This is a genomic window from Stenotrophomonas sp. GbtcB23 (assembly GCF_019091045.1).
Classification (GTDB): domain Bacteria; phylum Pseudomonadota; class Gammaproteobacteria; order Xanthomonadales; family Xanthomonadaceae; genus Stenotrophomonas; species Stenotrophomonas rhizophila_A.
Genome location: NZ_JAGXKC010000023.1, coordinates 15,928 through 40,921, shown reverse-complemented (window position 1 = coordinate 40,921; position 24,994 = coordinate 15,928). Strand labels below are relative to the sequence as shown.

General features: G+C 67.9%; 19 protein-coding genes. 15 read left to right on the top strand and 4 right to left on the bottom strand.

The genetic code is table 11. The annotated features are described in order from the left end of the window. Nucleotides 1–13 precede the first annotated feature (13 nt). Together KVS69_RS11290 and KVS69_RS11285 are read left to right on the top strand one after the other, a co-directional pair. Nucleotides 14–1,054, top strand: coding sequence for an iron ABC transporter permease (locus KVS69_RS11290; protein WP_249834270.1), 1,041 nt, complete (start codon nucleotides 14–16; stop codon nucleotides 1,052–1,054). Next, nucleotides 1,051–1,827 (top strand): heme ABC transporter ATP-binding protein, encoded by a 777-nt coding sequence (locus KVS69_RS11285; protein ID WP_217538104.1) that lies wholly within the window; start codon nucleotides 1,051–1,053, stop codon nucleotides 1,825–1,827. The genes KVS69_RS11290 and KVS69_RS11285 overlap by 4 nt, the downstream gene beginning before the upstream one ends. Nucleotides 1,828–1,850: 23 nt before the next feature. On the opposite strand, the gene KVS69_RS11280 is transcribed toward KVS69_RS11285, so the two are convergent. Then, entirely contained in the window at nucleotides 1,851–4,049 is a 2,199-nt protein-coding gene (locus KVS69_RS11280) for a TonB-dependent siderophore receptor (protein WP_217538103.1), read from the bottom strand. 517 nt (nucleotides 4,050–4,566) lie between these two features. On the opposite strand from KVS69_RS11280, the gene fusA reads away from it, so the two are divergent. The 8 genes from fusA (at nucleotide 4,567) to KVS69_RS11240 (ending at nucleotide 14,557) form a co-directional block, all read left to right on the top strand. Further along, on the top strand, nucleotides 4,567–6,603 hold the full coding sequence (gene fusA, locus KVS69_RS11275) for an elongation factor G (protein WP_217538102.1): 2,037 nt from the start codon (nucleotides 4,567–4,569) through the stop codon (nucleotides 6,601–6,603). Nucleotides 6,604–6,788: 185 nt separating this feature from the next. Continuing rightward, a complete protein-coding gene (locus tag KVS69_RS11270; protein WP_217538101.1) occupies nucleotides 6,789–7,709 on the top strand; it encodes a M14 family metallocarboxypeptidase in 921 nt (306 codons plus the stop codon). A gap of 64 nt (nucleotides 7,710–7,773) precedes the next feature. Continuing rightward, nucleotides 7,774–8,514 (top strand): molybdate ABC transporter substrate-binding protein, encoded by a 741-nt coding sequence (gene modA, locus KVS69_RS11265; RefSeq protein ID WP_217538100.1) that lies wholly within the window; start codon nucleotides 7,774–7,776, stop codon nucleotides 8,512–8,514. A gap of 3 nt (nucleotides 8,515–8,517) precedes the next feature. Beyond that, the gene (gene modB, locus KVS69_RS11260; protein WP_217538099.1) at nucleotides 8,518–9,201 is read left to right on the top strand and encodes a molybdate ABC transporter permease subunit; all 684 of its coding nucleotides are present in this window, start codon (nucleotides 8,518–8,520) and stop codon (nucleotides 9,199–9,201) included. Then, nucleotides 9,191–9,859: an ATP-binding cassette domain-containing protein gene (locus tag KVS69_RS11255; protein ID WP_217538098.1), complete on the top strand. Its 669-nt coding sequence runs from the start codon at nucleotides 9,191–9,193 to the stop codon at nucleotides 9,857–9,859. The genes modB and KVS69_RS11255 overlap by 11 nt, the downstream gene beginning before the upstream one ends. Before the next feature lie 114 nt (nucleotides 9,860–9,973). Beyond that, a complete protein-coding gene (locus KVS69_RS11250; protein WP_068851863.1) occupies nucleotides 9,974–11,398 on the top strand; it encodes a basic amino acid/polyamine antiporter in 1,425 nt (474 codons plus the stop codon). A gap of 13 nt (nucleotides 11,399–11,411) precedes the next feature. Then, nucleotides 11,412–12,839 (top strand): basic amino acid/polyamine antiporter, encoded by a 1,428-nt coding sequence (locus KVS69_RS11245; protein ID WP_217538097.1) that lies wholly within the window; start codon nucleotides 11,412–11,414, stop codon nucleotides 12,837–12,839. Next, entirely contained in the window at nucleotides 12,836–14,557 is a 1,722-nt protein-coding gene (locus tag KVS69_RS11240; protein ID WP_217538096.1) for an alpha/beta-hydrolase family protein, read from the top strand. Before KVS69_RS11245 ends, KVS69_RS11240 begins: the two co-directional genes overlap by 4 nt. 7 nt (nucleotides 14,558–14,564) lie before the next feature. On the opposite strand, the gene KVS69_RS11235 is transcribed toward KVS69_RS11240, so the two are convergent. From KVS69_RS11235 to KVS69_RS11225, 3 genes are read right to left on the bottom strand one after another with little or no spacing between them, the layout of a single operon-like run. Then, a complete protein-coding gene (locus KVS69_RS11235; protein ID WP_210132500.1) occupies nucleotides 14,565–15,116 on the bottom strand; it encodes a TIGR00645 family protein in 552 nt (183 codons plus the stop codon). A 12-nt stretch (nucleotides 15,117–15,128) separates the two neighbouring features. Continuing rightward, nucleotides 15,129–15,623, bottom strand: a complete 495-nt coding sequence (locus KVS69_RS11230) for a DUF6491 family protein (RefSeq protein ID WP_217538095.1) — start codon at nucleotides 15,621–15,623, stop codon at nucleotides 15,129–15,131. 16 nt (nucleotides 15,624–15,639) lie between these two features. After that, nucleotides 15,640–16,101, bottom strand: a complete 462-nt coding sequence (locus KVS69_RS11225; RefSeq protein WP_068851874.1) for a glycine zipper 2TM domain-containing protein — start codon at nucleotides 16,099–16,101, stop codon at nucleotides 15,640–15,642. Nucleotides 16,102–16,413: 312 nt separating this feature from the next. Here KVS69_RS11225 and arcA point away from each other — a divergent pair, with 312 nt between their 5' ends. The 5 genes from arcA to KVS69_RS11200 all read left to right on the top strand — a co-directional run bounded on the left by arcA (nucleotide 16,414) and on the right by KVS69_RS11200 (nucleotide 24,962). Then, a complete protein-coding gene (gene arcA, locus KVS69_RS11220; RefSeq protein WP_068851877.1) occupies nucleotides 16,414–17,664 on the top strand; it encodes an arginine deiminase in 1,251 nt (416 codons plus the stop codon). A 73-nt stretch (nucleotides 17,665–17,737) separates the two neighbouring features. Continuing rightward, nucleotides 17,738–18,898, top strand: a complete 1,161-nt coding sequence (locus tag KVS69_RS11215) for an efflux RND transporter periplasmic adaptor subunit (protein WP_217538094.1) — start codon at nucleotides 17,738–17,740, stop codon at nucleotides 18,896–18,898. Continuing rightward, a complete protein-coding gene (locus KVS69_RS11210) occupies nucleotides 18,895–22,044 on the top strand; it encodes a multidrug efflux RND transporter permease subunit (RefSeq protein ID WP_217538093.1) in 3,150 nt (1,049 codons plus the stop codon). The genes KVS69_RS11215 and KVS69_RS11210 overlap by 4 nt, the downstream gene beginning before the upstream one ends. Next, the gene (locus tag KVS69_RS11205; protein ID WP_217538092.1) at nucleotides 22,037–23,455 is read left to right on the top strand and encodes an efflux transporter outer membrane subunit; all 1,419 of its coding nucleotides are present in this window, start codon (nucleotides 22,037–22,039) and stop codon (nucleotides 23,453–23,455) included. The genes KVS69_RS11210 and KVS69_RS11205 overlap by 8 nt, the downstream gene beginning before the upstream one ends. A 40-nt stretch (nucleotides 23,456–23,495) precedes the next feature. Beyond that, the gene (locus tag KVS69_RS11200) at nucleotides 23,496–24,962 is read left to right on the top strand and encodes a DcaP family trimeric outer membrane transporter (protein ID WP_217538091.1); all 1,467 of its coding nucleotides are present in this window, start codon (nucleotides 23,496–23,498) and stop codon (nucleotides 24,960–24,962) included. The last annotated feature ends 32 nt before the right edge of the window (nucleotides 24,963–24,994 follow it).

Here is a 24,994-nt window from a genome sequence, read left to right as displayed (position 1 = left end):
GCAGGACGCTGTGATGGAACGCGCTACGCGCAGACGTGCAGGCGGATGGGTGCTGGCGATGATGGCGCTGGCCCTGCTCGGTGCGATCCTGGCTTCGTTCGCGGTCGGGCCGTTGCGCCTGCCACCGCTGGAGGTGGTGCAGGCGGTGGCGGTCAAGCTGGGCATGCTCGACCCCGCGCAGGTCAGCCAGCGCGACATGGCGGTGGTCTGGAACCTGCGCATTCCGCGTGCGCTGCTGGGCGCGCTGGTGGGGGCATCACTGGCGATGGCCGGGGCCAGCCTGCAGGGGCTGTTCGGCAATCCACTGGCCGATCCGGGCATCGTGGGGGTGACCCAGGGCGCGGCGCTGGGCGCGGTGGCGGCCATCGTGCTGGGCGCCGGCAGCGTGGGCGGCTGGACGCTGCCGCTGGCGGCCTTTGCCGGGGGTGCGGCGGCGATCAGCCTCACCTATGCGCTGGCGCGGCCCGGGCGTAACACGGGCACGGCGACCTTGCTGCTGGTAGGCATTGCGATGGCGGCGTTCTGTTCGGCGGCGATCGGGTTCCTGACCTACATCGCCAGCGAAAGCGAACTGCAGTCGCTGGTGTTCTGGCAGATGGGCTCGCTGGCGCAGGCCGACTGGGCTGACCTGGCGGCGGCGCTGCCGGTGTTCGTGCTGGGGACGTTCGCGCTGCTGCGGCTGTCCACGCCGCTGGACATGCTGGCGCTGGGGGAGCGCCAGGCGCAGCACCTGGGTCTGGACGTGAAGCGCACGCGGCTGAAGCTGATTGCGTTCAGCGCGCTGCTGGTCGGCGCGGCCGTGGCGTTCGCCGGTTCCATCGGCTTCGTGGGGCTGGTGGTGCCGCATGTGGTGCGCATGCTGGTGGGCCCCGGGCACCGCTGGTTGCTGCCGGTGTCGGCGGTGACCGGTGCGGTGTTGATCGTGGTCGCCGATACCGCCGCACGTACCCTGGACCCGCCCGCGGAGATTCCGCTGGGCTTGTTCTCGGCAGCATTGGGCGCACCGTTCTTCCTGTGGCTGGTGCTGCACCAGCGCCGGAGCGGCACGGTATGAGCGCGCCGTTCCTGCAACTGGATGGCGTGGGCGTTCGCTTCGGTGAGCGGTCCATCCTGCACGACATCCACCTGGGGTTCGTGCCGGGCACGGTGACGGCGCTGGTCGGGCCGAACGGGGCGGGCAAGTCGACGTTGCTGGCGGTGGCCAGTGGCGACGTCGAGGCCGATGCCGGGCAGGTGATCCTGCACGACAAACCGATCGCGCACTGGAAGGCGATGGCGCTGGCGCGCGAGCGCGCGGTGATGCCACAGGACCATGCAGTGCGCTTCGCGTTCACGGTGGACGAGGTGGTGGCGATGGGACGGTTGCCGCACCCGGCCGATGCGTTGCGCGATGCGGCGCGGGTGGAACAGTCGCTGGGCCAGGCCGAGATGGTGGGGTTGCGGCGGCGCGAGGTGCAGACGTTGTCCGGCGGTGAGGCGGCGCGGGCCACGTTCGCGCGGGTGCTCACCCAGGACACGCCGCTGCTGCTGCTCGATGAGCCGACCGCGGCGCTGGACCTCCGGCACCAGGAGCGGACGCTGCGTGCGGTGCGGCAGCTGGCCGACAGCGGCGCGTGCGTGATCGTCGTGCTGCACGACCTGAACCTGGCGGCGGGGTATGCCGACCGGATCGTGCTGCTGGAGCAGGGCAGGGTGGCGGCTGATGGAACGCCGGACCAGGTGCTGACGCGCGAGCACATCGAGCGGGTGTACCAGCAGCCGGTGCTGGTGCTGCGGCACCCGCAACGCGATGTGCCGCTGGTGGTCGTCGCCGATCCTTCCGTGTAGCGCTACGCCCTGCGCGGCTGGGATTACCAGCCAAACGTCGCCGTAGCCATCACGGTACGCCCGCTGCCGTAATAGCAGGACGACACGCCGGTGCAGGTAGACACATACCGCTTGTCCGCCAGGTTGCTGGCGTTGAGCGCGAGCTGCACGTGCGTGTTGCCATGCTGGCCCAGGTCATAGCGCAGCGCAGCATCGAACAGGGTGTAGGACGGAATGCGGTACAGGTTGGCGCTGTCGCCGTAGCTCACGCCGTTGTAGCGCGCGCCAGCCGCCAGGCTCACGCCACGCAGCGCACCGGCCTGGAAGGTGTAGTCGGCCCAGAATGAAGCGCTGTAGTCGGGCACCATGGCCAGCTGCTTGCCCTTGTAGGCCGCTGACGTCAGCATTTCCGAGTCCATCCGCGAGGCCGCACCGATCAGGCTCAGGCCCTCGATCGGCGTGATGCGGCCTTCCAGTTCGATGCCGCGCACGCGGCCTTCGTCGCCCTGGATCGAGCAGACCGCCGTGCCGGTGGCGCCGCAGTTGCGGTGGCTGGCCACGGGGTCATCGACAATCATGTCCTGCTGGCGCAGGTCGTACACGGCCAGGGTGACCAGCCCATCGACGCTGGCCGGCTGGTACTTCAGACCGGCTTCCCATTGCGAGCCGGTCACCTTGTCGAACGCGGTCTGGGTGAAGCTGTCCAATGGCGACTTGTTGGAGGGCTGGAACGATTCGGCATAGCTGACATACGGGGTCAGGCCGCTGTCGAACACATACAGCACGCCGGCACGACCGGTGAACGCTTCGTTCTTGATCACGTTGTGCGCACCCGGTTGCGAGATGCCGGTGGCGATGTTGCGCGTGGCGCTCAGCGTGTCGTCCTTGGTCCAGTCATACCGGCCGCCCAGGGTCAGGCGCCAGTGGCCGGCGGCCAACTGGTCCTGCAGGTACACGCCGCTCTGCCGGTTGATGCCGGCGGTGGGTGTTTCGGTGGTGACGGTGGGCTGGTAGGGGTAGTAAACGGGATCGAAGATGTCGATCGCGCGCGGATTGGTCATCGCGCTGCGCACGCCTTCCCAGTCTGCCCGTTGCCAGTCCCAGCCGAGCAGTACGGTGTGGTCCACCGCGCCTGTGCTGAAGCGGGCCTGCAGGCGGGTATCGAAGGTGTCGCCGTCGGAATCGCCGGTGCCCTGTACGCCGCGCCGGTTCTGGGTGCGGCCATCGGCATTGAGCGCGCCGAAGGTGACCACGCCGCGGTACAGCGAATCCACATGGGTGCGGCGTGCGTTCTGGGTCAGGGTAAGGTGGTCGTTGAACTGGTGTTCGAACATCCAGCCCGCCGTCCACAGCGTGCGGTCGAAGGTATTCCAGTCCGGCTGGCCGATGAAGGTGCTGTTCTTCATGTGGCCATGGGGCGTGGCGTTGAGGGTGCCGGCCATTGGCAGGAACTGGTAGGTGGAGCCGCCGTCGTCCTTCTGGTACATGCCGAGCAGGGTGAGGCGGGTGCGTTCGGCGATCTGCCAGGTGTAGCTGGGCGCGAGGAACCAGTGTTCCTGCGCCGTGTGCTTGATCTGGGTGTCGCCATCCCGGTACAGGCCGACCAGACGCGCCAGGTGCGTGTTGTCGCCGCTGCCGGTGCCGATGTCGAAGGCCGCGCTGTACTGGCCGTTGGCATCCACGCCCAGGCGCAGCAGCTGCTGCGCGTCCGGGGTGGGGGTCTTGCTGACCTGGTTGACCATGCCGCCGGGTGCGACCTGGCCGTACATCACCGCGGACGGGCCCTTGAGTACTTCCACGCGTTCCAGGTTCCAGCTGTCGAACATGCTGCGGTTCCACTGGCTGCCCTGCGGCGCGCGCATGCCATCTAGGGTTACGTTGTTGGCCCAGCTGCCGGCATCGAACCCACGGATGCGGAAGTCGTCCACGCGGTTGTCGATGCCGCTGCTTTCCAGGCTCACGCCCGCTACATAGCGCATGGCGTCGTTGAGCGACTGCACGCCACGCGCATCCAGTTCGGCGCGTTCGATCACGGCGACGGACTGTGGCGTTTCCGCAATGCTGGTGGTGGTCTTCGTGGCGCCGCTGGTGCTGTTGGCCGCGCGGTAGGCGTTGACCTGGACGGCATCCACATCGGTCGCGTTCTGCGCAAAGGCGACAGGTGCGGTGGCGCTGGCGATGCAGCAGGCGAGGGCAAGCAGGTTGGGGCGCAACCGGCGGAACGAAGCGGGGGAGGGGGTCATGTACTGCCAGCGTCAGGGTCGTCGCACAGCGACGTTGACCCGCCATTCTAAGGATTCCGACACGCAATGCAATTGCGACCTATTCGCATGTAAAAACCGTGGCGGAGGGAGTTAGTTTGCGCCAGCGTAATAATCCACTAGAGATAGCCGTCAGTGTTCTATCCGTGGAAGTAAAAACCGCTTGCAACCCGTACGCAGAGGTCTAGAATTCGCCGCAGATCCTCTCAACCACCGCCATGAACTCGATGCCGCTCCTGACGTTTTTTACTCGCACCCGCGCTTTCGCGGGACGGGCGCGTCTGCCTCGCGGCTCCTCTGGCGGCTGATCGGATTCGATCACCGCAGGACCCCAGACAGAGCGCCCATTGGGCGCTTTTTTCGTTTCAGTGTTCCGTAACACCACGCATCAAGGAGAACGTGCCATGCACCAGATCGCCGAGCCCCAAACCTGGCCGCACGCCCGTTAGCCAACGGCGGCGTGCGGCTCCCTGATGTTGGCAGCAGCGAGACCCCTTTTATGAACACCCAGACCCAGAACCTCCGGCGCAACCTCGGCATCATTGCCCACATCGACGCCGGCAAGACCACGCTCACCGAACGCCTGCTGTGGAAAACCGGCGAGATCCATCGCGTCGGTGAAGTCCACGATGGCGCCGCCACCACCGACTTCTCGGCGATCGAGCGCGAGCGCGGCATCACCATCGGCGCGGCTGCCGTGCAGGCGCATTGGGCGCCGCGCGGCGAACCGACCCACCACCTGACCCTGATCGACACACCCGGGCATATCGACTTCGCCATCGAAGTCGAACGTTCGCTGCGTGTGCTCGACGGCGCGGTGGCGGTGTTCTCCGCCGTGGATGGCGTGCAACCGCAATCGGAAACCGTGTGGCACCAGGCCCGTCGCCATGGCGTGCCGCTGATCGCGTTCGTCAACAAGATGGACCGCATCGGCGCATCGTTCGAGCGCGTGCTGGCGCAGCTGCAGGACAAGCTGCAGGCGCGGCCGTGGGCGCTCGGCTGGCCGTTGGGCGCCGAGAACGCCTTCCACGGCTGGGTTGACCTGGTCGACCGCAGCACCGTGCAGTGGGACGACGCCGGCACGCCGACCCGCACCGCGTGGACCACCGCTGAGCACAGCGAGTGGGAGCCGCGGCGTGCGGAACTGGTGGAAGCGGTGGCCGACCACGACGAACTGCTGGCCGAAGCCTGGCTGGACGGAAGTGCGGTGGAACCCGCCGCGCTGCGCGCTGCGCTGCGCCGGGCCACGCTGGAGGGTGCCGGCGTGCCGGTACTGGCGGGTGCGGCGTTCAAGAGCAAGGGCATTGAAACCCTGCTCGATGCCATCGTGGACTACCTGCCCGCGCCGGAAGACCGGCCGGCCGTGGTGGCCACGGAGGAAGCGGGCGAGGTCAGCCTGCCGCCGGATCCGAATGGGCCGCTGGCGGCGCTGCTGTTCAAGATCACGCACCAGCACCATGGGGCATTGAGCTTCGTACGGGTGTATTCGGGCACGCTGAAGGTGGGCGATGCGTTGGCCAGTTCGCAGCACGCGCAGGGCCGCCGGGTCAGCCGGCTGGTGCGGGTGCAGGCCGACCAGACCCACGACATCAAGCAGGCGGTGGCCGGTGACATCGTGGCGGTGCTGGGCTGGAAGGATGCGGTGAGCGGTGAAACGCTCAGTGCACCCTCGCGCCCGCTGTTGCTGGACACCATCCAGGCGCAGCACGCGGTGCTGGCGTGGCGGTTGACTGCGGAAAAGTCGGCCGACCTGATCCGCATCGCGCAGGGCCTGTCCAGCCTGGCCCAGGAAGACCCGTCGTTCCGCGTCGAAACCGAAGCGGACAGCGGCGAAACCTTGGTCTGGGGCATGGGCGAGCTGCACCTGGAGGTGATGGTGGAACGGCTGCGCACCGAGTGGAACGTCAACGTCCGCACCGGCGCGCCGCGCGTGGCCTACCAGGAAACGCTGAAGCAGGCGGTGCGTGGCATCGAAGGCAAGGTGGTCAAGCAGACCGGCGGCCAGGGCCAGTACGCCCGGGTGGTGCTGGATGTCAGCCCACGCGGGGACGGCGAGGTGCATTTCGTCGACCGCACCGTAGGCGGGGTGATCCCGCGCGGTTTCGTGGCGGCGGTGGAGAAGGGCGTGCGGAGCGCGCTGTCGGAAGGGCCGCGTGGCCATCCGGTGGTGGGCATCGAGGTGGCGCTGGTCGATGGGCAGACCCATGCCAAGGATTCGTCCGACATGGCGTTCCATCGGGCCGGTGCCGAAGCGGTGAAGGCCGCGCTGCTGCAGGCCGGAACGCGCCTGTTGGAGCCGGTGATGGAAGTGGCCATCCACGTGCCGTCGGTGAATGTCGGTGACGTGGTGGGCGACCTCAACCGCCGCAGTGGCCGCATCGCGTCCATCGAGGATCAGGGTGGGCGTGCGGAAGTGGTGGGCTACGCGCCGCTGGCGCAGTTGTCCGGCTACACCACCTCGCTGCGCTCGCTGACCCAGGGCCGCGCATCCAGCGACATGCGCTTCAACGGCTACGAAGAAGTACAAGCCGCCTGAATGTCAAAAGGAAAGGGGCCGGCAACGCCGGCCCCAACCAGGCGACCAAGGATCGTAGTGACACGCCATGCGTGTCAAAGCCATGACCCTGCGCACGTAAACGAGCCATGCGTGTCAAAGCCATGACCCTGCGCACGTAAAACAGCCATGCGCGATAATAGGCGCAACCGTTTCAGGAGCGCCCCATGACCACCCCCCATTTCTACCCCGTCGGTATCCCCGGCCAACCCTGGGGCGATGCCGAACGTGCGGCATGGCGCGCGCGCCAGGTCGTGCAGCGCCACTACGCCAACGACGTGGTCGCCGCCTTGAATGCGCTGCCCGATGCACTGGAAATCGTCCAGTACGGCCAGCTTGAATCCATCACCGACACCTACCCACTGCTGCTGGCCAAGACCCGCAACTGGAACCCCGCGCTCCCCACCGCACTGGTCACCGGCGGTGTGCATGGTTACGAAACCAGCGGCGTGCACGGTGCGCTGCAGTTCCTGCGCGACCACGCGCAGGAGTACGCCGGCCGCATCAACCTGATCGTCGCCCCCTGCGTGTGCCCCTGGGGCTACGAACGCATCCAGCGCTGGAACCGCGATGCGATCGATCCCAACCGCAGCTTCCGCGACGGTGGCCGCATCGTTGAATCGGCCTCGCTCATGCACTGGGTCGCCGCCCGCAACGACGACCTGCTGGTGCACCTGGACCTGCACGAAACCACCGACAGCGACGCGCATGAGTTCGACCCGGCGCTGGCCTCGCGCGATGGCAAGCCGTGGCACCCGGAAACGATTCCCGACGGCTTCTATGTGATCGGCAACAGCGAAAATCCGGAACCGGCCTTCCAGCGTGCCCTGATCGCCGCCGTGGCCCCCATTACCCACATCGCCCCCGCCGACGCGCAGGGCAACCTGGTCGGGCTGCCGCTGCAGTCGCCGGGCGTGGTGTGGGGCGAATCGCGCTCGATCGGCGCCTGCGCGGGGTTCACCAGTGCCCGCTTCGCCACCACCACCGAGGTGTACCCGGACAGCCCGCGGACCACGCCGGCGGAGTGCAACGCCGCACAGGTGGCTGCCGTGCGCGCCGGGTTGGACTTCGCCCTGCAGGCAGGGTAACGGTCTTCGCGCGGCGGGCATCCCGCCGTGGCTATCATCGGCGCAACCCTCCGGGACCTGACCGATGAAACGATTGCTGTGCCTGTTGCTGATGGTGGCCGCGTTGCCGGCCACCGCCGCCGAACTCACCGTATCGGCCGCGTCCAGCCTGACCGAAAGCTTCCGTGACATCGCGAGCGCGTACGAGGCGGCGCATCCAGGAACGAAGGTCGATCTGAACTTCGCCGCATCGGGCGTGCTGCTGCAGCAGGTTTCGCGCGGTGCGCCGGTGGATGTACTGGCCACTGCCGATACCGAAACGATGGCCCAGGCGGCGAAGGGCGGACTTCTGGAAACCGATTCGCGCCAGACCTTCGCCACCAACCAGCTGGTGGTGGTGGTGCCGCGGGGCCGCAGGGATGCCCCCGCATCCTTGGCCGCGCTGGCAGGGAAGGGCGTGCAGCGGGTGGCGATCGGCAATCCGGACAGCGTACCGGTGGGCCGCTATGCACGCGCCGCGCTGCAGGACGCCGGGTTGTGGGAGGCGATCACCGCCAAGACCATCACCACCCAGAACGTGCGCCAGTCCCTGGATTACGTGGCGCGCGGCGAAGTGGACGCCGGTTTTGTCTACGCCAGCGATTACCAGGCCACGCCCGGCCGCGTGGTGCGTGCCTTCGACGTGCCGCTGAAGACCCCGATCAATTACCCGGTGGCGGTGATCAAGGACAGCGCCCGTGCGGCGGAAGCGCGCCGTTTCGTGGCGTTCGTGGTCTCAGCGCAGGGCCAGGCGATCCTGCGCCGCCACGGTTTCGGCGCGCCCTGATCGATGGCGCTGGACTGGTCCGCGCTCTGGTTGTCGCTGAAGGTGGCCGGCTGGGCCACGGCGATCAACCTGGTACTGGGCGTGGCGCTGGGCGCGCTGCTGGCGCGGCGCCGTTTCCCCGGGCGTGAGCTGCTGGACACGCTGCTGACCCTGCCGATGGTGCTGCCCCCGACCGTGCTGGGGTATTACCTGCTGGTGGTGATCGGGCGCAACGGACCACTTGGCGCATGGTTGCAGTCCACCTTCGGCATCAACCTGGTGTTTACCTGGCAGGCGGCGGTCATCGCCGCTGCCATTGCCTCGCTGCCGCTGGTGTTCAAGCCGGCACGCGCGGCGTTCGAGGACGTGGACGGGCAGCTGGAGCAGGCTGCGCGCACGCTCGGTGTCTCCGAGTTCGCACTGTTCCTGCGGGTCAGCCTGCCGCTGGCCTGGCGCGGCATCCTGGCGGGGCTGCTGCTGGCATTCGCGCGGTCGATGGGTGAGTTTGGTGCAACCTTGATGGTGGCCGGCAGCATTCCCGGACGCACCCAGACCCTGTCTATCGCGATCTACGAAGCCGTGCAGGCCGGGCATGACGACACCGCCAACGGTCTGGTGATCCTCACGTCCGTGGTGTGCATCCTCATCCTGCTGGCGGCAGCGCGGCTGGTCGGCGGGCGCCGCCGGGAGATGCGCGATGTGGCTTGAACTGGACATCCGCCGCACGCTGGAAGCACCCGGCCAGCAGTTCACGCTGGACGTGCAGCTGCAGTGCAGCCAGCGGCAGGTGGTGCTGTTCGGCCCCTCCGGCGCGGGCAAGAGCCTGACCCTGAAGGCCATCGCCGGCCTGCTGCGACCGCACGATGGGCATGTGCGGCTGTGCGGTGCGACGCTGTTCGACGCCGCGCAGGGCATTCACCTGCCACCCCAGCAGCGCCGGTTGGGTTACGTGTTCCAGGACTACGCCCTGTTTCCGCACCTGACCGTGCGCCAGAACATCGCGTTCGGCCTGCGTCGCGGCTGGTTCAATCCCCGGCGCCGCGAGGCCGACCCCGAGGTGGAACGCTGGATGGCGGCACTACGCATCGAGCACCTGGCGCAGATGATGCCGGCCCAGCTGTCGGGCGGACAGCGCCAGCGCACGGCGTTGGCACGGGCGCTGGTGACACGCCCGCAGGCGCTGCTGCTGGACGAGCCGTTTGCCGCACTGGACCACGCGTTGCGCGATCACCTTCGCCAGGAACTGCAGGGCGTTCTGCAGGCCACCGACATTCCGCTGCTGCTGATCAGCCATGATCCGGTGGACGTGGCGATGTTCGGCCAGCAGGTGGTGGAGCTCGTTGACGGACAGGCAAAACACCGCTGAATACCGCTGAAAACACGCTCCGATGACGGTTTCCGGATAGTGGCAAAGCACTCACGTCGAATTGACGATTTGCTCTCCATCCTGAATGCTCCAGCCTGCCAGTGGACGCCTGCCATGTCCTCGAACGTCGTGAAGATGACGCGCACGCAACTTACCGCCATGGTGGTCGGCGGCATGATCGGCGCAGGTATTTTCTCCCTCCCGCGAACCTTCGCCGGTGCCACCGGCCCACTGGGTGCGGTGGTGGCGTGGCTGATCGCCGGCCTGGGCATGTACACCCTGGCCCGCGTGTTCCAGCTGCTGGCCGAGCGCAAGCCGGATCTGGACGCCGGTGTGTTCGCCTATGCGAAGGAGGGCTTCGGCGACTACCCCGGGTTCCTTTCCGCGTTCGGCTATTGGATCGGCAGCTGCATCGGCAACGTGTCGTATTGGGTGCTGATCAAATCCACCCTGGGCGCGTTCTTCCCGATCTTCGGCGATGGCAATACCGTAGTTGCGATCCTGGTGGCCTCGGCCGGCATATGGTTGTTCCACTTCATGATCCTGCGCGGTGTGCAGCAGGCCGCGGCGATCAACAAGATCGTCACCATCGCCAAGGTCATCCCGATCGTGGTGTTCCTGGTGATCATGGCCTTTGCCATGAAGATGGACGTGTTCCAGTTCAATTTCTACGGCGGCGGGCTGGAAGGCGGCATCTTCGAACAGGTGCGCGCGACCATGCTGGTCACGGTGTTCGTGTTCCTCGGCATTGAAGGCGCCAGCGTGTACTCGCGCTATGCCAAGGAGCGCAAGGACGTGGGCGCGGCCACCATCACCGGTTTCCTGGTGGTCACCACGTTGATGGTGCTGGTGACCCTGCTGCCGTTTGCGGTGCTGGAGCGGGCCGACATCGCCGGCATGCGCCAGCCGTCGATGGCCACCGTGCTGGAAGCGGTGGTGGGCCATTGGGGCGCGGTGTTCGTCAGCGTCGGGTTGATGGTGTCGGTGCTGGGCGCCTACCTGGCGTGGTCGCTGATCTGCGCCGAAGTGCTGTCGGCGGCGGCGCGCACCAAGGACATGCCGGCCATCTTCGCCCGTGAGAACGCCAACGGGGTGCCGTCGGCGGCACTGTGGGCGACCAACATCATCATCCAGCTGATCGTGATCACCACCTACTGGTCGCGCGATGCGTTCTCGCTGATGCTCAACCTGACCAGCGCGATGTCGCTCATTCCGTTCCTGCTGGTGGCCGCGTACGGGTTGAAGATCACCCGGCGCGGAGAGACCTACAACGAGCGCCCCAACGAACGCGGGCGTGACCTGACACTGGCGATCCTGGCCACGATCTACACCGCGTTCCTGCTGTACGCCGGCGGCATCAAGTTCATCGTGCTCTCGGCGGTGCTGTATGCACCAGGCAGCCTGCTGTACTTCTGGGCGCGGCGCGAGCAGGGCGAGAAGATCTTCACCAAGGCGTCGGATTTCATCATCCTCGCCGTGGCGGTGATCGCTGCCATCGTGGGCGTGTACTGGATCGCAACGGGTTATATCCAGATCTAAGGACCATGCCGCGATGAGCCCCGCCGTGGGTAGCCGCAAGCTGTCGCTGCTGGAGCTGACCGCGCTGGTGGTCGGCTCGATGATCGGTTCGGGCATTTTCGCATTGCCCGCCGCCTTCGCCGCCAACACCGGGGTGAACGGCGCGCTGCTGGCCTGGGCGATCGCCGGCACCGGCATGCTGATGCTGGCCTTCGTGTTCCAGTCGCTGTCGCGGCTGAAGCCGGAGCTGGACACCGGCATCTATGCATATGCAAAAGCAGGGTTCGGCGACTACGCCGGCCTGCTTTCGGCGGTGGGCTACTGGCTGGGCTGCTGCCTGGCGGACGTGGCCTGCCTGATCCTGATCAAGGCCACCCTGGGCCAGTTCTTCCCGGTGTTCGGCGACGGCACCACGGTGGTGGCGATCCTGTCCGCCTCGCTGCTGCTGTGGGGCTTCCACTTCCTGATCCTGCGCGGCATCAAGGAAGCGGCGCTGATCAACACCATTGCCACGGTGGCCAAGCTGGTGCCGCTGGCGGTGTTCATCGTGTTCCTGGTGTTGGGGTTCCGTGCGGACGTGTTCGCGCTGAACCTGTGGGGCGGCGAGCCGCCGGGTGCCGGCACGCTGTGGGAGCAGACCCGGGGCACGCTGCTGCTGACCGTGTTCGTGTTCGTGGGCATCGAAGGCGCCAGCGTGTACTCACGCCATGCGCGCCGCCGCGAGGATGTGGGCATTGCCACCGTGGCCGGTTTCCTGGGCGTGCTCTGCCTGCTGGTGATGGTGACCATCCTGTCCTATGGCATCCTGCTGCGCCCCGACCTGGCCGCACTGCGCACCCCGTCCATGGCGGGGGTGATGGAAGCCATCGCCGGGCGCTGGGGCGCGCTGTTCATCAGCATCGGGTTGTTGATCTCGGTGCTGGGCAATTATCTGTCCTGGTCGCTGCTGGCCGCCGAAGTGCTGCACTCGGCCGCGCTCAACGATGCGATGCCGCGTGCGCTTGCCCGCGAGAACCGTGCGGGGGTGCCGGACGCCGCGCTGTGGCTCACCAACGGCGTGATCCAGACCTTCCTGCTGGTCAGCTGGTTCGCCGACTACGCCTTTACCCTGGCGCTGAAGATGACCAGCGCGATGACACTGGTGCCGTACCTGCTGGTCGCCGCGTACCAGCTGAAGCTGTCGCTGGGCGGCGAGGGCGGCGTGGATGCGCCTGCGCATGCACGGATGCGCTGGATTGCCGGCATCGCCACGGTCTACGCCGCGTCCATGCTGCTGGCCGGCGGCAGCCGCTACCTGCTGCTGTCCAGCCTGTTGTACGTGCCCGGGTCGCTGCTGTTCTGGGCCTGGCAGCGCCACCGCGGCATCGCCTTCCGGCCGCTGGAAATGGGGGTGCTGTTGCTGCTGTGCGCGATGGCGCTGGCGGCGATCGTCGGCCTGGCTAGCGGCTGGCTGCGCCTGTGACCGGGCCACCGGCCAGGCCGTCCCGCAACCTGCTGGCGCGCCTGACCGCGCCGTATCGCGGCCCGCTGTGCCGTACCGGGCAGGTGCTGGGCGCGCTGTTGTTCATTGCCTCGCTCACCCCCAGCCTGGTGCCGCGCGGTTACGTGGCGCAGGGCCTGTTGTCGGGTATCTGCTTCGGCGTGGGCTATCTCATCGGCGTGGCGCTGGCGGCCCTGTGGCGGCGCCTGATGCTGCCCGAGCTGGGCCGTGGACGCTTGCAGCAGGTCCTGCACTGGCTGCCGTGGGTGAGCCTGTTGGCCTGTACGCTCACCGTGTGGTGGGTGCGGCCCTGGCAGGATTCGGTGCGCGCGGTGATGGGCCTGCCGCCGATGGACGAAAGTTTCTCGCTGCGGCTGCTGGTGATCGCGCTGGCCGTGTTCGGTGTGCTGCTGGTGCTGGGCCGCGCGTTCGCCTGGGTGGCGCGCCGGGTGGGGGCGTTGTCGCGGCGGGTGATGCCGGCACCGGTGGCGCGCCTGCTGGGCATCGTGGTGGCGGCGGTGCTGTTCTTCAACATTGCCAATGGCGTGCTGCTGCGCGGTGCGTTGCATGCGGCCGACGCTTCGTTCCGCAAGGCCGATGCGTTGATTCCGCCCGATGCCATCGCGCCGACACGCCCGGGTGCGACGGGTGGGCCGGGCTCGCTGGTGGCCTGGGAACAGATGGGCCGGGCAGGGCGCGATTACGTGACTGCCGGCCCCGATGCGGCGGACATCGCCGCGTTCACCGGAAAACCCGCGCTGCAGCCGATCCGGGTGTATGCCGGGTTGCCGGCGGCCGCCGATGCCCGTGCCCGTGCACAGCTGGCGCTGCGCGAGCTGCAGCGCCAGGGCGGTTTCGAGCGCGCCAACCTGGTGGTGATCACTCCCACCGGCACCGGCTGGGTCGACCCGGCGGCGGCGGACAGCCTGGAATACCTGCTGCATGGAAACGTGGCCAGCGTGGCGGTGCAGTACTCCTATCTTTCCAGCCCGCTGTCACTGCTGGTCGAGCCGGAGTACGGCGAGGAGACCTCGCGGCTGCTGTTCGCCGAGATCTACGCGTACTGGCGTACCTTGCCGGTGGAAACCCGGCCGCGGCTGTTCGTGCACGGATTGAGCCTGGGCGCGATGAATTCCGAGCGCTCGGTGAACCTGTTCGACATGATCGACACGCCGATCGACGGCGCGTTGTGGAGCGGCCCGCCTTTCGCCACCCGCACCTGGCGGCAGACCACCAACCAGCGCAACGCCGGCTCGCCCGAATGGCTGCCGGTGTTCCGTGACAGCCGCTCGGTACGCTTCATGAACCAGGGCGGCAGCCTGGTCCCGGCGGACGCGCCCTGGGGACGGATGCGGGTGGTGTACCTGCAGTACGCCAGCGACCCGATTACCTTCTTCACCCCGCATGACGCGTGGCGGCAACCGGACTGGATGGTCGAACCACGCGCACCGGACGTGTCACCGGCGGTGCGCTGGTACCCGCTGGTGAGCATGCTGCAGCTGGCGCTGGACATGCTGCTGGCCGACCGTACGCCGATGGGCTACGGGCACGTCTTCGCGCCCTCGCACTATATTGCCGGGTGGCAGGCGGTATTGGGCACGCAGGGCTGGAGCGCGGGCGACATCCGTCGGCTGCAGTTCCTGCTGGACCCGCGCCGTCGCCAGCAGATCGAACAGCGGCGCAGTGCCGCCGGCGGCTGAGCAGCGCTCAGGGCTCGCGGGGTGGGTGCGGCATGCGGGTCTGTTGGGACAGGCGTTCGATGATTGCGAGGATGAGCGCCGACAGCAGCAGCATGCCGTGGATGACCGACATCCAGCGCAGCACCTCCGGCTCGACCACCAGGCCTTCCTCCAGCTTCATGAAGATCCGCAGCAGGGCGATGGCCGAGATCGCGATGATCGACCCCATCAGCTTGGTCTTCATTGCGCCGAAGTCGACCGTGCCCATCCATGCCGGCCGGCGTTCCTGGCCGGAATCGATCCGGGTCACGAAGTTCTCGTAACCGGCCAGGGTGACGATCAGCAGCAGGTTGGCCACCAGCGACATGTCGATCAGCGACAGCGCCAGCAACACCGCGTCAGCTGGACCAATACTGGCGATGTTCAGCACGTAATTGGCCAGCTGGCGCAGGAACACGAACAGCAGCAGCAACAGCGCCACCACCAGCCCGAAATAGAACGGCGCCATGATCCATCGCGCATCGAACAGACTGCGCGATACGTTGCGGCGGAACAGGCCGCGCAGGCGCTCCATCGGCATGGCACTCCGTCCTCAGTCGTCGAACCGATCAGACACGTCCGGACCGGTGTCCTCCACAAGGTCGGCCGGGCGGTCACCGTAGATCGTGTTGCGCATCTCGCGGCGCGCATCGCGGATCGCGGTGCCATCCAGCGGGCGGATCCGGATGATGCGGCAGGACTGCGGCATGGCCACGCTCGCGGTTCGCGGGATCACGCTGTCCCAGCGGGCGTTGACGGTGCCGAACGAATTGGTGATCTGCACCGTGTGGGCGATGGACAGCCCGGTACAGCGGCCGCGCAGCTCCAGCAGGTGACCCCGGCTGGAGCTGGTCCATACCGCCAGCGCCCGGTCACCCAGCGGCGTCCACTGCGTCTGGCGGACGAAGCGGGCCAGCTGGAACGACGCCACCGGTGGCCCGGCATGCTGCACGTAGAGGTTGAAGCGCTCCTGGGTGGTCATCGTGGGTGTGGTGGCACACCCGCTGAGGGCGGCCACGGCGAGCAGTGTCATCAGCAGGTGGCGCATGACGGTTCCTTTCGTGTCAGCGGGTGACGCGGGTCGTGGCGCCGTCGCTGGAGACCCGCACGCGGTCGCCCACGCGGTAGTCGTTGGGGTTGCCATCCTGGACCACGGCGACGGTCCGGCCGTTCTCCAGCTGCACGGTGATCTCCACGCCATTGCGTGCACTGCGGGCAAGCGCGTTGCCTGCTGCCCCGCCTGCTGCCGCACCTGCAATGGCGCCGATGGTGTTGGCACGGCTGCCACCACCGATGGAGCTGCCCGCCACGCCGCCGATGCCGGCGCCGACGATGGTCGCCACGCCACGTGAGTCATTCTGGATCTGCACCGCCCGGATGGACTGGACCGTGCCCATCTGCACGTCCTGGGCACGCCCGACCTCGGAGCGGTTGAAAGTGCTGGGCGTGGTGTGGGTGGCGCAGGCGGTCATGAACAGGGCCGATGCCAACAGCGCCGTCGCGGCGCCTGCCTGGGAAAGTTTCATCGTGTGTCTCCATCAAATGAATGCGCGGGACTGCGAAGTGGCCAGCCGTCCTGGCCCTGGAATGTGCTCCATGGAGCAGCGATTAACTACGCAACCGGTAACGGCGATGTGAAAGAAATCGCCGCGCCAAACACAGCAACACATCCCGCAATTACAGGGCTTTCTGCGCACTATCCAGATTCCGACGCTCACGTGCGCTTTACCTTTTCGGGACTAGTTCTGCACGCAACGAGAGCACATCCCGTGGCCGCCGCGATGACAGGCGGAGGCTTCGCTTTCCCTGCTTGTTTTCGCGAAATGGAGAGGCCTGCAATGTCCAGTGCAACTGTCTATGGCGTTCATTCCGAAGTCGGCGTCCTCAAGAAGGTGATGGTCTGTGCCCCCGGCATGGCGCACAGCCGGCTGACGCCCCGCAACAAGGACGACCTGCTGTTCGATGACGTGATCTGGGTAGACAACGCCAAGCGCGATCATTTCGATTTCATGTCCAAGATGCGCGCCCGTGGCGTGGACGTGGTGGAGATGCACGATCTGCTGACCGAGACGCTGGAGCTTGACGAAGCCCGCAACTGGATCCTGGACCACCAGATCAACGCCAACGAAGTAGGCGTGGAATTCATGGCCGAAGTGCGCGCCTACCTGCAATCGCTGCCGGCGCGGCAGCTGGCCGAGACCCTGATCGGCGGCCTGAGCGTGTTCGACCTGCCGGACGACTTCGCCGGCCCCACGCTGCAGGCCGCGCGCGCCCAGCCGGACATCGTGGGCTACCTGCTGCCGCCGCTGCCCAACACGCTGTACACCCGCGACACCACCTGCTGGATCTACCAGGGCGTGACCCTCAATCCGCTGTACTGGCCGGCGCGGCATGAAGAAACCATCCTGACCACCGCGATCTACAAGTTCCATCCGGATTTCACCAAGGCCAAGTTCCCGATCTGGTTCGGTGACCCCACGGTGGACCACGGCAACGCCACGCTGGAAGGCGGCGATGTGCTGATTCCGGGCAACGGCATCGTGCTGATCGGTATGAGCGAGCGCACCTCGCGCACCGCCATCACCCAGCTGGCCCAGTCGCTGTTCAAGAACGGCGCGGCCAAGCGGGTCATCGTGGCGGTGATGCCCAAGCTGCGCTCGGCCATGCACCTGGATACGGTGTTCACCTTCGCCGACCGCGACGTGGTGACCGTGTTCCCGGGCATCGTCGACCAGATCCACACCGTATCGCTGCATCCCAGCGACAAGGCGCCGGGCTTCGAGATCGTGTTCGAGAAGAAGCACTTCAACGACGTGGTGGCCGAAGCGCTGGGCTTCAAGCAGCTGCGCATCGTCGAATCCGGCGGCGACCGTTACGCGGCCGAGCGCTCGCAATGGGACAGCGGCAACAACCTGGTGGCGATGGCGCCGGGCGTGGTGGTGGCCTACGACCGCAGCACCCAGACCAACACCGACCTGCGCAAGCAGGGCATCGAAGTGATCAGCATCGTCGGGGCCGAGCTGGGGCGTGGCCGCGGTGGTGGCCACTGCATGACCTGTCCGTTGATCCGCGACGCGGTGAGTTTCTAGACGCTGCGCCGACATTTCCCGTCACGGCGGCCGGCCCTGCGCCGCTGCCGTGCGAACCGCGGAGGCCGGAAGGATGCAATCCCCTGGATGGATGGCGCGTGCATGGCTGTTGGCGGCGGTTGCGCTGGCCGCCGGCTGTGGGCGGGGTGGTGGGCCTGACGGCGGCGAGCGACCGCCCACGCTGGTGGCCGTGGAAGTGGTCAAGGCACAGGCCGTGCCGAACCTGGTGGAACTGCCGGGGCGGGTCGAAGCCAGCCGCTCGGCCGAAGTGCGTGCGCGCGCCGATGGCATCGTCGAGCGCCAGCTGTATGTGGATGGCACCGAGGTCGAGGCCAACGCGCCGCTGTTCCAGATCGATCCTCGCGACCTGCAGGCACGCCTGCAGCAGGCGCGTGCGTCACTGGCCTCGGCCCGCGCCGCCAAGGCGCAGACGTCTTCGCTGCGTGCGCGGCTGTCAACCCTGGTACAGCGCAAGGCAGTGAGCGTGCAGGAATACGAATCGGCGCAGGCCTCGTTCCGCCAGGCCGATGCCGCGCTGGTGGAAGCACAGGCGGCGGTGGACCGCGCCACGCTGCAGCTGGACCATGCCACGGTACGCGCGCCGATCAAAGGGCGCACCGGTCGGGCCCAGGTCAGCGAAGGCGCGCTGGTAAGTGCGGCCGCAGCCACGCTGCTGACCCGGATCGACCAGGTCGACCCGGCATTCGTGATCTTCAATCCATCCAACATCGCCATGAACGAGCTTGAGCGCGGCGTGGCCGACGGCCGCATCGACGTGGGCGACGACCACCGGGTGCAGGTGACCATCCTGCTCGACGGCAATGTCCGGCTGCCCGAAGCAGGCGTCGTCGACTTCAGCGAAACCGCCATCGACCCGGCCACCGGCAGCCGCACCCTGCGCGCGCGCTTCGCCAACCCCGATGGCCGGCTGCTGCCGGGCCAGTTCGTGCGCGGCATCCTGGCCATCGGCAGCATCCGTAACGGCACCAGCCTGCCCGAGCGCGCCATCCAGGTCGGCGAGGACGAAGCCACGGTGATGCTGGTCAATGACGAGAACGTCGCGGTGCGTCGCGCGGTGACGCTGGCCGGGCAGGCCGGCGGACGCTGGGTGGTGCAGTCGGGCCTTACCCCCGGCGACAAGGTGATTGTCGACGGCTGGCACAAGATCCAGCCCGGCCAACCCGTGGCGATACAGCCCGACGCAGATCTCAGGGCGAAGGCTAAAGCCCCATGAGTGGTTATTTCGTCTACCGCCCGGTGCTGGCGTGGGTGATCGCGCTGTTCGCCATCCTGTTCGGTGGCATCGCCCTGGTCAGCCTGCCGGTGGAGCAGTACCCCGACGTGGCGCCACCCTCGCTGAGCATCTCGGCCACCTTCGTCGGTGCCGACGCGCAGACGCTGGACCGTACCGTGACCTCGGTGATCGAGAACGAACTCAGCGGCGTGGACGATTTCCTGTTCATGACCTCCACCAGTCGTGCCAATGGCACGGCGCAGATCCGGGTGACCTTCCGCAGCGGTACCGACCTGGATATCGCCCGGTCGCAGGTGCAGGATCGCCTGGCCCGGGTCGAGCCGCGGCTGCCCGATGAAGTGCGGCAGATGGGCGTGCGGGTGACCCAGGCCAGCAATGGCTTCCTGATGCTGATCTCGCTGCAGTCCGACAAGGGCCGCTATTCAGCGCTGGAGCTGGGCGACTACGCCAACAGCAACATCGCCGACGAACTGCGCCGCGTGCACGGGGTGGGCGATGTGACCCTGTTCGGCTCCAGTTACGCGATGCGGATCTGGCTGGACCGCGAGAAGCTGGTCAGTTATGGCATCTCGCCCGGCGAAGTGATGGCGGCGGTGCGTGAGCAGAACGCCCAGACCGCCGGCGGCGGCCTCGGCCTGCAGCCGACCACGCCGTCCACCGAAACCACCGCGCAGATCGTCATGCGCGGGCGCTTCAGCACCCCCGAACAGTTCCGCCAGGTGATCATCCGCGCCACCCCGGGCGCTGCCACCGTTCGGCTGGGCGATGTGGCGCGGGTGGAACTGGGCAACGACAACTACGCCTTCAACCTGCGCTTGAACGGCCAGGAAACCGCCGGCCTTGCGGTATCGCTGGCCACCGGCGCCAATGCGCTGTCCACCGCCACCGCGGTTCGCGAGCGCATGGAGGACCTGGAAGCCAGCTTCCCGGACGGCATGCAGTGGACCACCCCGTTCGACACCACGCCCTTCATCACCGAATCGGTCAACGGCGTGGCGGTGACCATGCTGCAGTCGCTGGTGCTGGTCTCCATCGTGGTGCTGCTGTTCCTGCAGAGCTGGCGCGCGGTGTTCCTGCCCACCATCGTGGTGCCGGTCTCGCTGCTGGGGGCGTGCCTTGGCCTGCTGGCGTTCGGGGTTTCGATCAACCTGCTGTCGCTGTTTGCGATGGTGGTGGCGATCGGCATCCTCAACGACGACGCCATCGTGATCGTCGAGAGTGTCGAGCGGATCATGCGCGAGGAGGATCTGCCACCCCGCGAAGCCACGGCCAAGGCCATGGGGCAGCTGTCCGGCGCGATCATCGCCACTACGTTGGTGCTGCTGGCGGTGTTCATCCCGATGGGGTTCTTCCCCGGTTCGGCCGGCGGCATCTACCGGCAGTTCGCGGTCACGCTCAGCGTATCGCTGGTGGTCTCCACGATTCTGTCCCTGACCCTGGCCCCGGCCATCTGCGGTGCGATGCTGCGCCCGGCCAAGGATCAGGTGGGGAAGGGCGGACCCGGCCGGCGCTTGTTCAGCGCCATCAACACCGGGCTGGACAAGAGCAGCCGCAGCTACGCTGGCTGGGTGGGCAGCATGCTGGTGCGCCCGTGGCTGTGGATCGGCGTGTTCGTGGTGGTCACGCTGATCACCGGCCTGCTGTATGCGCGCCTGCCCGGCGGCTTCCTGCCCACCGAAGACCAGGGCTACATCTTCGTGGCCTACAACGCCGCGCCCGGCGCGACCATGGAGCGCACCCGCGCAGCGGCCGAGCAGGCCGAGGCGATCCTGCGCCAGCAGCCGGAAGTGCGCAACGTGGCCACGGTGATCGGCTTCAGCTTCTTTGGCCAGGGCCAGGCGGTGGGCATGTCCTTCGTCGACCTGCACCCTTGGGCCGAGCGCAGCGGCAGCGAGCGCAGCGCCATGTCGCTGGCCGCGCGCATGAGCGCGGCGTTCACCCGCATCCCGCAGGCGCAGGTGTTCGCGCTCAACCCACCGGCGATCCAGTCGCTGGGCAACGCCTCCGGCTTCAGCATGAAGATTGAAGACCGCAGCGGCGTAGGCGGTGCCGGCTTGAGCGCGGCCGCCATGGGCATTGCCGCCCGCGCCGCCGCCAACGACCGCCTTGCTGGCGTACGCCCGGAAGGCATGCCGCGCGCCCCTCAGCTGTTCGTGGATATCGACCGCACCCAGGCGCGTGCGCTGGGCGTGCAGTTGTCGCAGGTCAACCAGGCACTGGGCATCATGTTCGGCTCGGCCTACGTCAATGATTTCGTGCGCCAGGGCAACGTGCTGCGGGTGTTCATCCAGGGCGACGCCGAACAGCGCATGCGCGCCGAGGATGTGTCCGACCTGCGGGTGATCGGCAGCAACGGCCAGTCGGTGCCGTTCTCCGCCTTCGCGACCACGCGCTGGACGGTCGGCGAGCAGCAGGTAGAGCGCTACAACGGGTTCCTGTCGGCCACGGTGTCGGGGCAGGGCGCGCCCGGCGTGTCCAGTGGCGCGGCGCTGGTGGAGATGGAGCGCATCGCCGACGAGGTGCTTCCGCCGGGCATGCGCCACGAGTGGACCGGCACCGCGCGCGAGGAGCGCGAAGCGTCGGGGCAGGTGGGCATGCTGCTCGGCCTGGCCTTCATCGTGGCGTTCCTGCTGCTGGCCGCGCTGTACGAAAGCTGGGTGACCCCGGTGATCGTGCTGCTGGTGGTGCCGCTGGGCATCCTCGGCGCGGTGGTGTTCACCGCCGCACGCGGAATGTCGGCCGACGTGTACTTCACGGTGGGCCTGGTCACCATCATCGGCCTGGCCGCCAAGAACGCGATCCTGATCGTGCAGTTCGGGCTCGACGAGGAAGCGCGGGGCGTGCCGGTGCGCGATGCGATCCTGCAGGCCGCGCAGCAGCGCCTGCGCCCGATCCTGATGACCAGCCTGACCTTCATCGTGGGCATGGTGCCGCTGGTGATCGCCACCGGTGCCGGTGCGGCCAGCCGCCAGGCGGTGGGCACCGGCGTGCTGGGCAGCATGCTCAGCGCCACCCTGTTCGGGATTTTCTTCACCCCGCTGTTCTACTTCCTGCTGCGCCGGCGTGCACGTCCGCGCACGGTCGATCCCGCCGCGCCCGTACCGAAAGAGGACGCCGATGCGTAGCGGTCTGTTCTGGCGTGCGGGGGCGGCGCTGGCACTCTGCCAGCTGGCCGGCTGCAACTTCGCGCCGGATTACGTGCGCCCGGAGGCGCCGGTTCCTGCGCGGTTCCCGGCGTCAACGACGGGCGGTGCCGCGGCACCGGCCATTCCCTGGCAGGACTTCTTCCACGACCCGGTACTGCGCGACCTGATCGGCAAGGCGCTGGTGTACAACCGCGACCTCGCCGGCGCGGCTGCGCGGATCGAACAGGCGCGCGCCCAGTTCCGCATCCAGCGCAGCCAGCGCCTGCCCGGGCTGGATGCCAGCGCGTCGGGCCAGCGCCTGCGCACACCGCTCAGCGCCGCCGACGGCGCGCCCCGGGTCACCGTGGACAGCTATGGGCTGCAGGTGGGCATCCCATCGTTCGAGCTGGATTTCTGGGGCCGCGTAGCCAACCTCAGCGAAGTGGCGCGCCGCCAGTACCTGGCCACCGAGGAAGCCCGGAACACGGCGGAACTGTCGCTGGTCGCCAACGTCGCGGCCAGCTACTACGCCGTACGCGCCAGCGACGAAGGCATCGTGCTGGCCGAGCGCTCGCTGGCCAGCCGTAACGAAACCCTGGAACTGGCCCAGCTGCGCATGGACGCCGGGCTGACGTCGTCCATTGATTTCAACCAGTCCTATGCGCTGGTGACCCAGACCGAACTGCAGCTGGCGCAGCTGCGGCGCACCCAGGGCCAGGCGCTGCAGCTGCTGCAGTTCCTGGTGGGGGCGCCGCTGCCGCCGGCACTGCCGCCCGGGCTGCCGCTGGATCCCGACGCGCAGCTCACCCGGCTCGACCCCGGACTGCCGTCGGCGCTGCTGGTAGCGCGCCCCGACGTGCGCCTGGCCGAGCACCAGCTGCGTGCCGCGAACGCCAACATCGGCGTCGCGCGGGCGCTGTACTTCCCGATCATCGCCTTGACCGGCGCGGGCGGCTACGCCTCCAACGAGCTGTCCGGGCTGGTGTCGGACAGCAACCGGGTGTGGTCGTTCGGGGCCGGCGCGGTGTTGCCGCTGCTCGACTGGGGTGCCCGCCGTGCGCGCGTGGACGGGGCCAATGCCGCCCGCGACGAGCGGGAGACGGCCTACCAGTCCACCGTGCAGAACGCCTTCCGCGAAGTTGCCAGCGGGCTGGTGGCCGCCGAACAGAACGACCGGCAGATCCAGGCGCAGATCCGCGCGGTGGAGGTGCAGCAGGCGCTGGTGGTCACCGCGCACGACCGCTACGACGTCGGCCTGACCCCGTACCTGGAAGTGCTGGATGCCGAGCGCAACCACTTCGCCGCCGAACAGAACCTGCTGCAGCTGCGCGCAGCCGCGCTGCAGGACGCGGTGAACCTGTACGCCGCACTGGGCGGCGGCCAGGGCCAGCGGGAGGTTCCCGTCGACTGATTTTTTTCATGTTCCCGATATCCCAGCGAGGCCGTTTTCCATGCGCATTCCCACCCGAACCCTCTGCCTGGCCGCCGTACTGCTGCCGGGCGCCGTCGTCGCCCAGACCCGCGACGCTTCCCAGGACGCGGAGATCCAGCGGCTGCGCCAGACCGTGGACATGCTCACCGCGCGGATCCAGGCGCTTGAATCCGGCCAGGCCACTGCGCCGCCGGCGGCGCCCGCCACGGCCACGCCCACCGCGCCAGTTCCTGCCGCGGCGGCTGCGCCGGGCGCGGTATCGGTGCCCGCCGCACCGCTGGTCGCGGCTTCGCCCGCGGCGTTGAACGTGCCGCCGTCGCCGCTGCCTGCGCGCGAGACCTTCGACGAGGACGAACAGGCGTCGGCCCGCGTGGACAACGAAGTGCCCCCGGGCGATGAACTGGAGGGTTTCTTCCTCATTCCCGGCACCGGCACGTGGCTGCGGCTGGGTGGCTACGCCAAGCTGGATGCGATGTTCGACAGCGGCGATGCCGGCGACAGCGACCAGTTCATCACCTCCGACATTCCAGTGGATGGCGGCCGCGACAGCACCCGCTTCAACATGCACGCCCGCCAGACCCGGCTCACCCTCGAGGGCCGCCGCGATACCGGCGCCGGCCAATTGCGCTTCCTGATCCAGAACGACTTCTTCGGCTCCGGCGGCAGCTACGGCTACCGCCTGCGGCATGCGTGGGGGCAGCTGGGCAACACCTACGTGGGCTTTGGCTGGTCGGCCTTCATGGACCTGGATTCGGGCCCGGATACGCTGGATTTCGCCGGCCCTGGCGCGTCGCCGTCGGCGCGCGTGGCCAGCATCCGCCAGTACTTCCCGCTGGGCAACGGCAACCAGTTCATCCTCGCGGCCGAGCATCGCGCCCCCGAACTGCAGTTCTACGGCGCCACCCAACGCTCGCGCACGGCCGCCCCCAATCTGGTGCTGGCGGCCCGGCATGAAGCGGACTGGGGCAGCCTGCAGGCGTCCGGCCTGCTGCGGTACCTGGCCTACGATTCGGCGCAGGACAGCAATGAGGGCAGCGACAGCGCCACCGCCGGCGGGCTGGCCCTCAGCGGCACCTGGGGCTGGGGCGACAATGGCGACTACATGGTGTTCGGTGCGCTGGGCGGGCAGGGCATCTCAGCCTTCATCGGCGATCTTGGCGGGTTGAACCTTGATGGCGTGGTCGATCCCCAGGGCGACCTGCAGGTGCTGCAGCAGTACGGCGGATGGCTGGGCTACACGCACCACTGGTCGCAGCGCTGGCGCAGCACCGTGACCTACAGCCGGCTGTACCTGGAACGCGACCAGCTGCTCGACCCGACCGTGTTCCGCCGCAGCGACTACGCCGCCGCCAACATCATCTGGCAGCCGGCGCCGAGCTGGAGCTGGGGCGCCGAACTGCTGTACGGCAAGCTGCAGGAGCAGAGTGGTGCCAGCGGCGATGTGTTCCGCCTGCAGACCGCGCTCAAGTACGACTTCGTGAAATAGGAGACGTCATGGCTACGCGCAGACTACGAAGA

Excerpts from the sequence above, each read along its gene's own strand:
- KVS69_RS11285 (WP_217538104.1), top strand. The coding sequence starts at position 1,051 with ATGAGCGCGCCGTTCCTGCAACTGGATGGCGTGGGCGTTCGCTTCGGT.
- modB (WP_217538099.1), top strand. The coding sequence starts at position 8,518 with ATGGCGCTGGACTGGTCCGCGCTCTGGTTGTCGCTGAAGGTGGCCGGC.
- modA (WP_217538100.1), top strand. The coding sequence starts at position 7,774 with ATGAAACGATTGCTGTGCCTGTTGCTGATGGTGGCCGCGTTGCCGGCC.
- fusA (WP_217538102.1), top strand. The coding sequence starts at position 4,567 with ATGAACACCCAGACCCAGAACCTCCGGCGCAACCTCGGCATCATTGCC.
- KVS69_RS11210 (WP_217538093.1), top strand. The coding sequence starts at position 18,895 with ATGAGTGGTTATTTCGTCTACCGCCCGGTGCTGGCGTGGGTGATCGCG.
- KVS69_RS11200 (WP_217538091.1), top strand. The coding sequence starts at position 23,496 with ATGCGCATTCCCACCCGAACCCTCTGCCTGGCCGCCGTACTGCTGCCG.
- arcA (WP_068851877.1), top strand. The coding sequence starts at position 16,414 with ATGTCCAGTGCAACTGTCTATGGCGTTCATTCCGAAGTCGGCGTCCTC.
- KVS69_RS11230 (WP_217538095.1), bottom strand. The coding sequence starts at position 15,623 with ATGCGCCACCTGCTGATGACACTGCTCGCCGTGGCCGCCCTCAGCGGG.
- KVS69_RS11205 (WP_217538092.1), top strand. The coding sequence starts at position 22,037 with ATGCGTAGCGGTCTGTTCTGGCGTGCGGGGGCGGCGCTGGCACTCTGC.
- KVS69_RS11270 (WP_217538101.1), top strand. The coding sequence starts at position 6,789 with ATGACCACCCCCCATTTCTACCCCGTCGGTATCCCCGGCCAACCCTGG.
- KVS69_RS11280 (WP_217538103.1), bottom strand. The coding sequence starts at position 4,049 with ATGACCCCCTCCCCCGCTTCGTTCCGCCGGTTGCGCCCCAACCTGCTT.
- KVS69_RS11225 (WP_068851874.1), bottom strand. The coding sequence starts at position 16,101 with ATGAAACTTTCCCAGGCAGGCGCCGCGACGGCGCTGTTGGCATCGGCC.
- KVS69_RS11250 (WP_068851863.1), top strand. The coding sequence starts at position 9,974 with ATGTCCTCGAACGTCGTGAAGATGACGCGCACGCAACTTACCGCCATG.
- KVS69_RS11215 (WP_217538094.1), top strand. The coding sequence starts at position 17,738 with ATGCAATCCCCTGGATGGATGGCGCGTGCATGGCTGTTGGCGGCGGTT.
- KVS69_RS11290 (WP_249834270.1), top strand. The coding sequence starts at position 14 with ATGGAACGCGCTACGCGCAGACGTGCAGGCGGATGGGTGCTGGCGATG.
- KVS69_RS11235 (WP_210132500.1), bottom strand. The coding sequence starts at position 15,116 with ATGCCGATGGAGCGCCTGCGCGGCCTGTTCCGCCGCAACGTATCGCGC.
- KVS69_RS11255 (WP_217538098.1), top strand. The coding sequence starts at position 9,191 with ATGTGGCTTGAACTGGACATCCGCCGCACGCTGGAAGCACCCGGCCAG.
- KVS69_RS11245 (WP_217538097.1), top strand. The coding sequence starts at position 11,412 with ATGAGCCCCGCCGTGGGTAGCCGCAAGCTGTCGCTGCTGGAGCTGACC.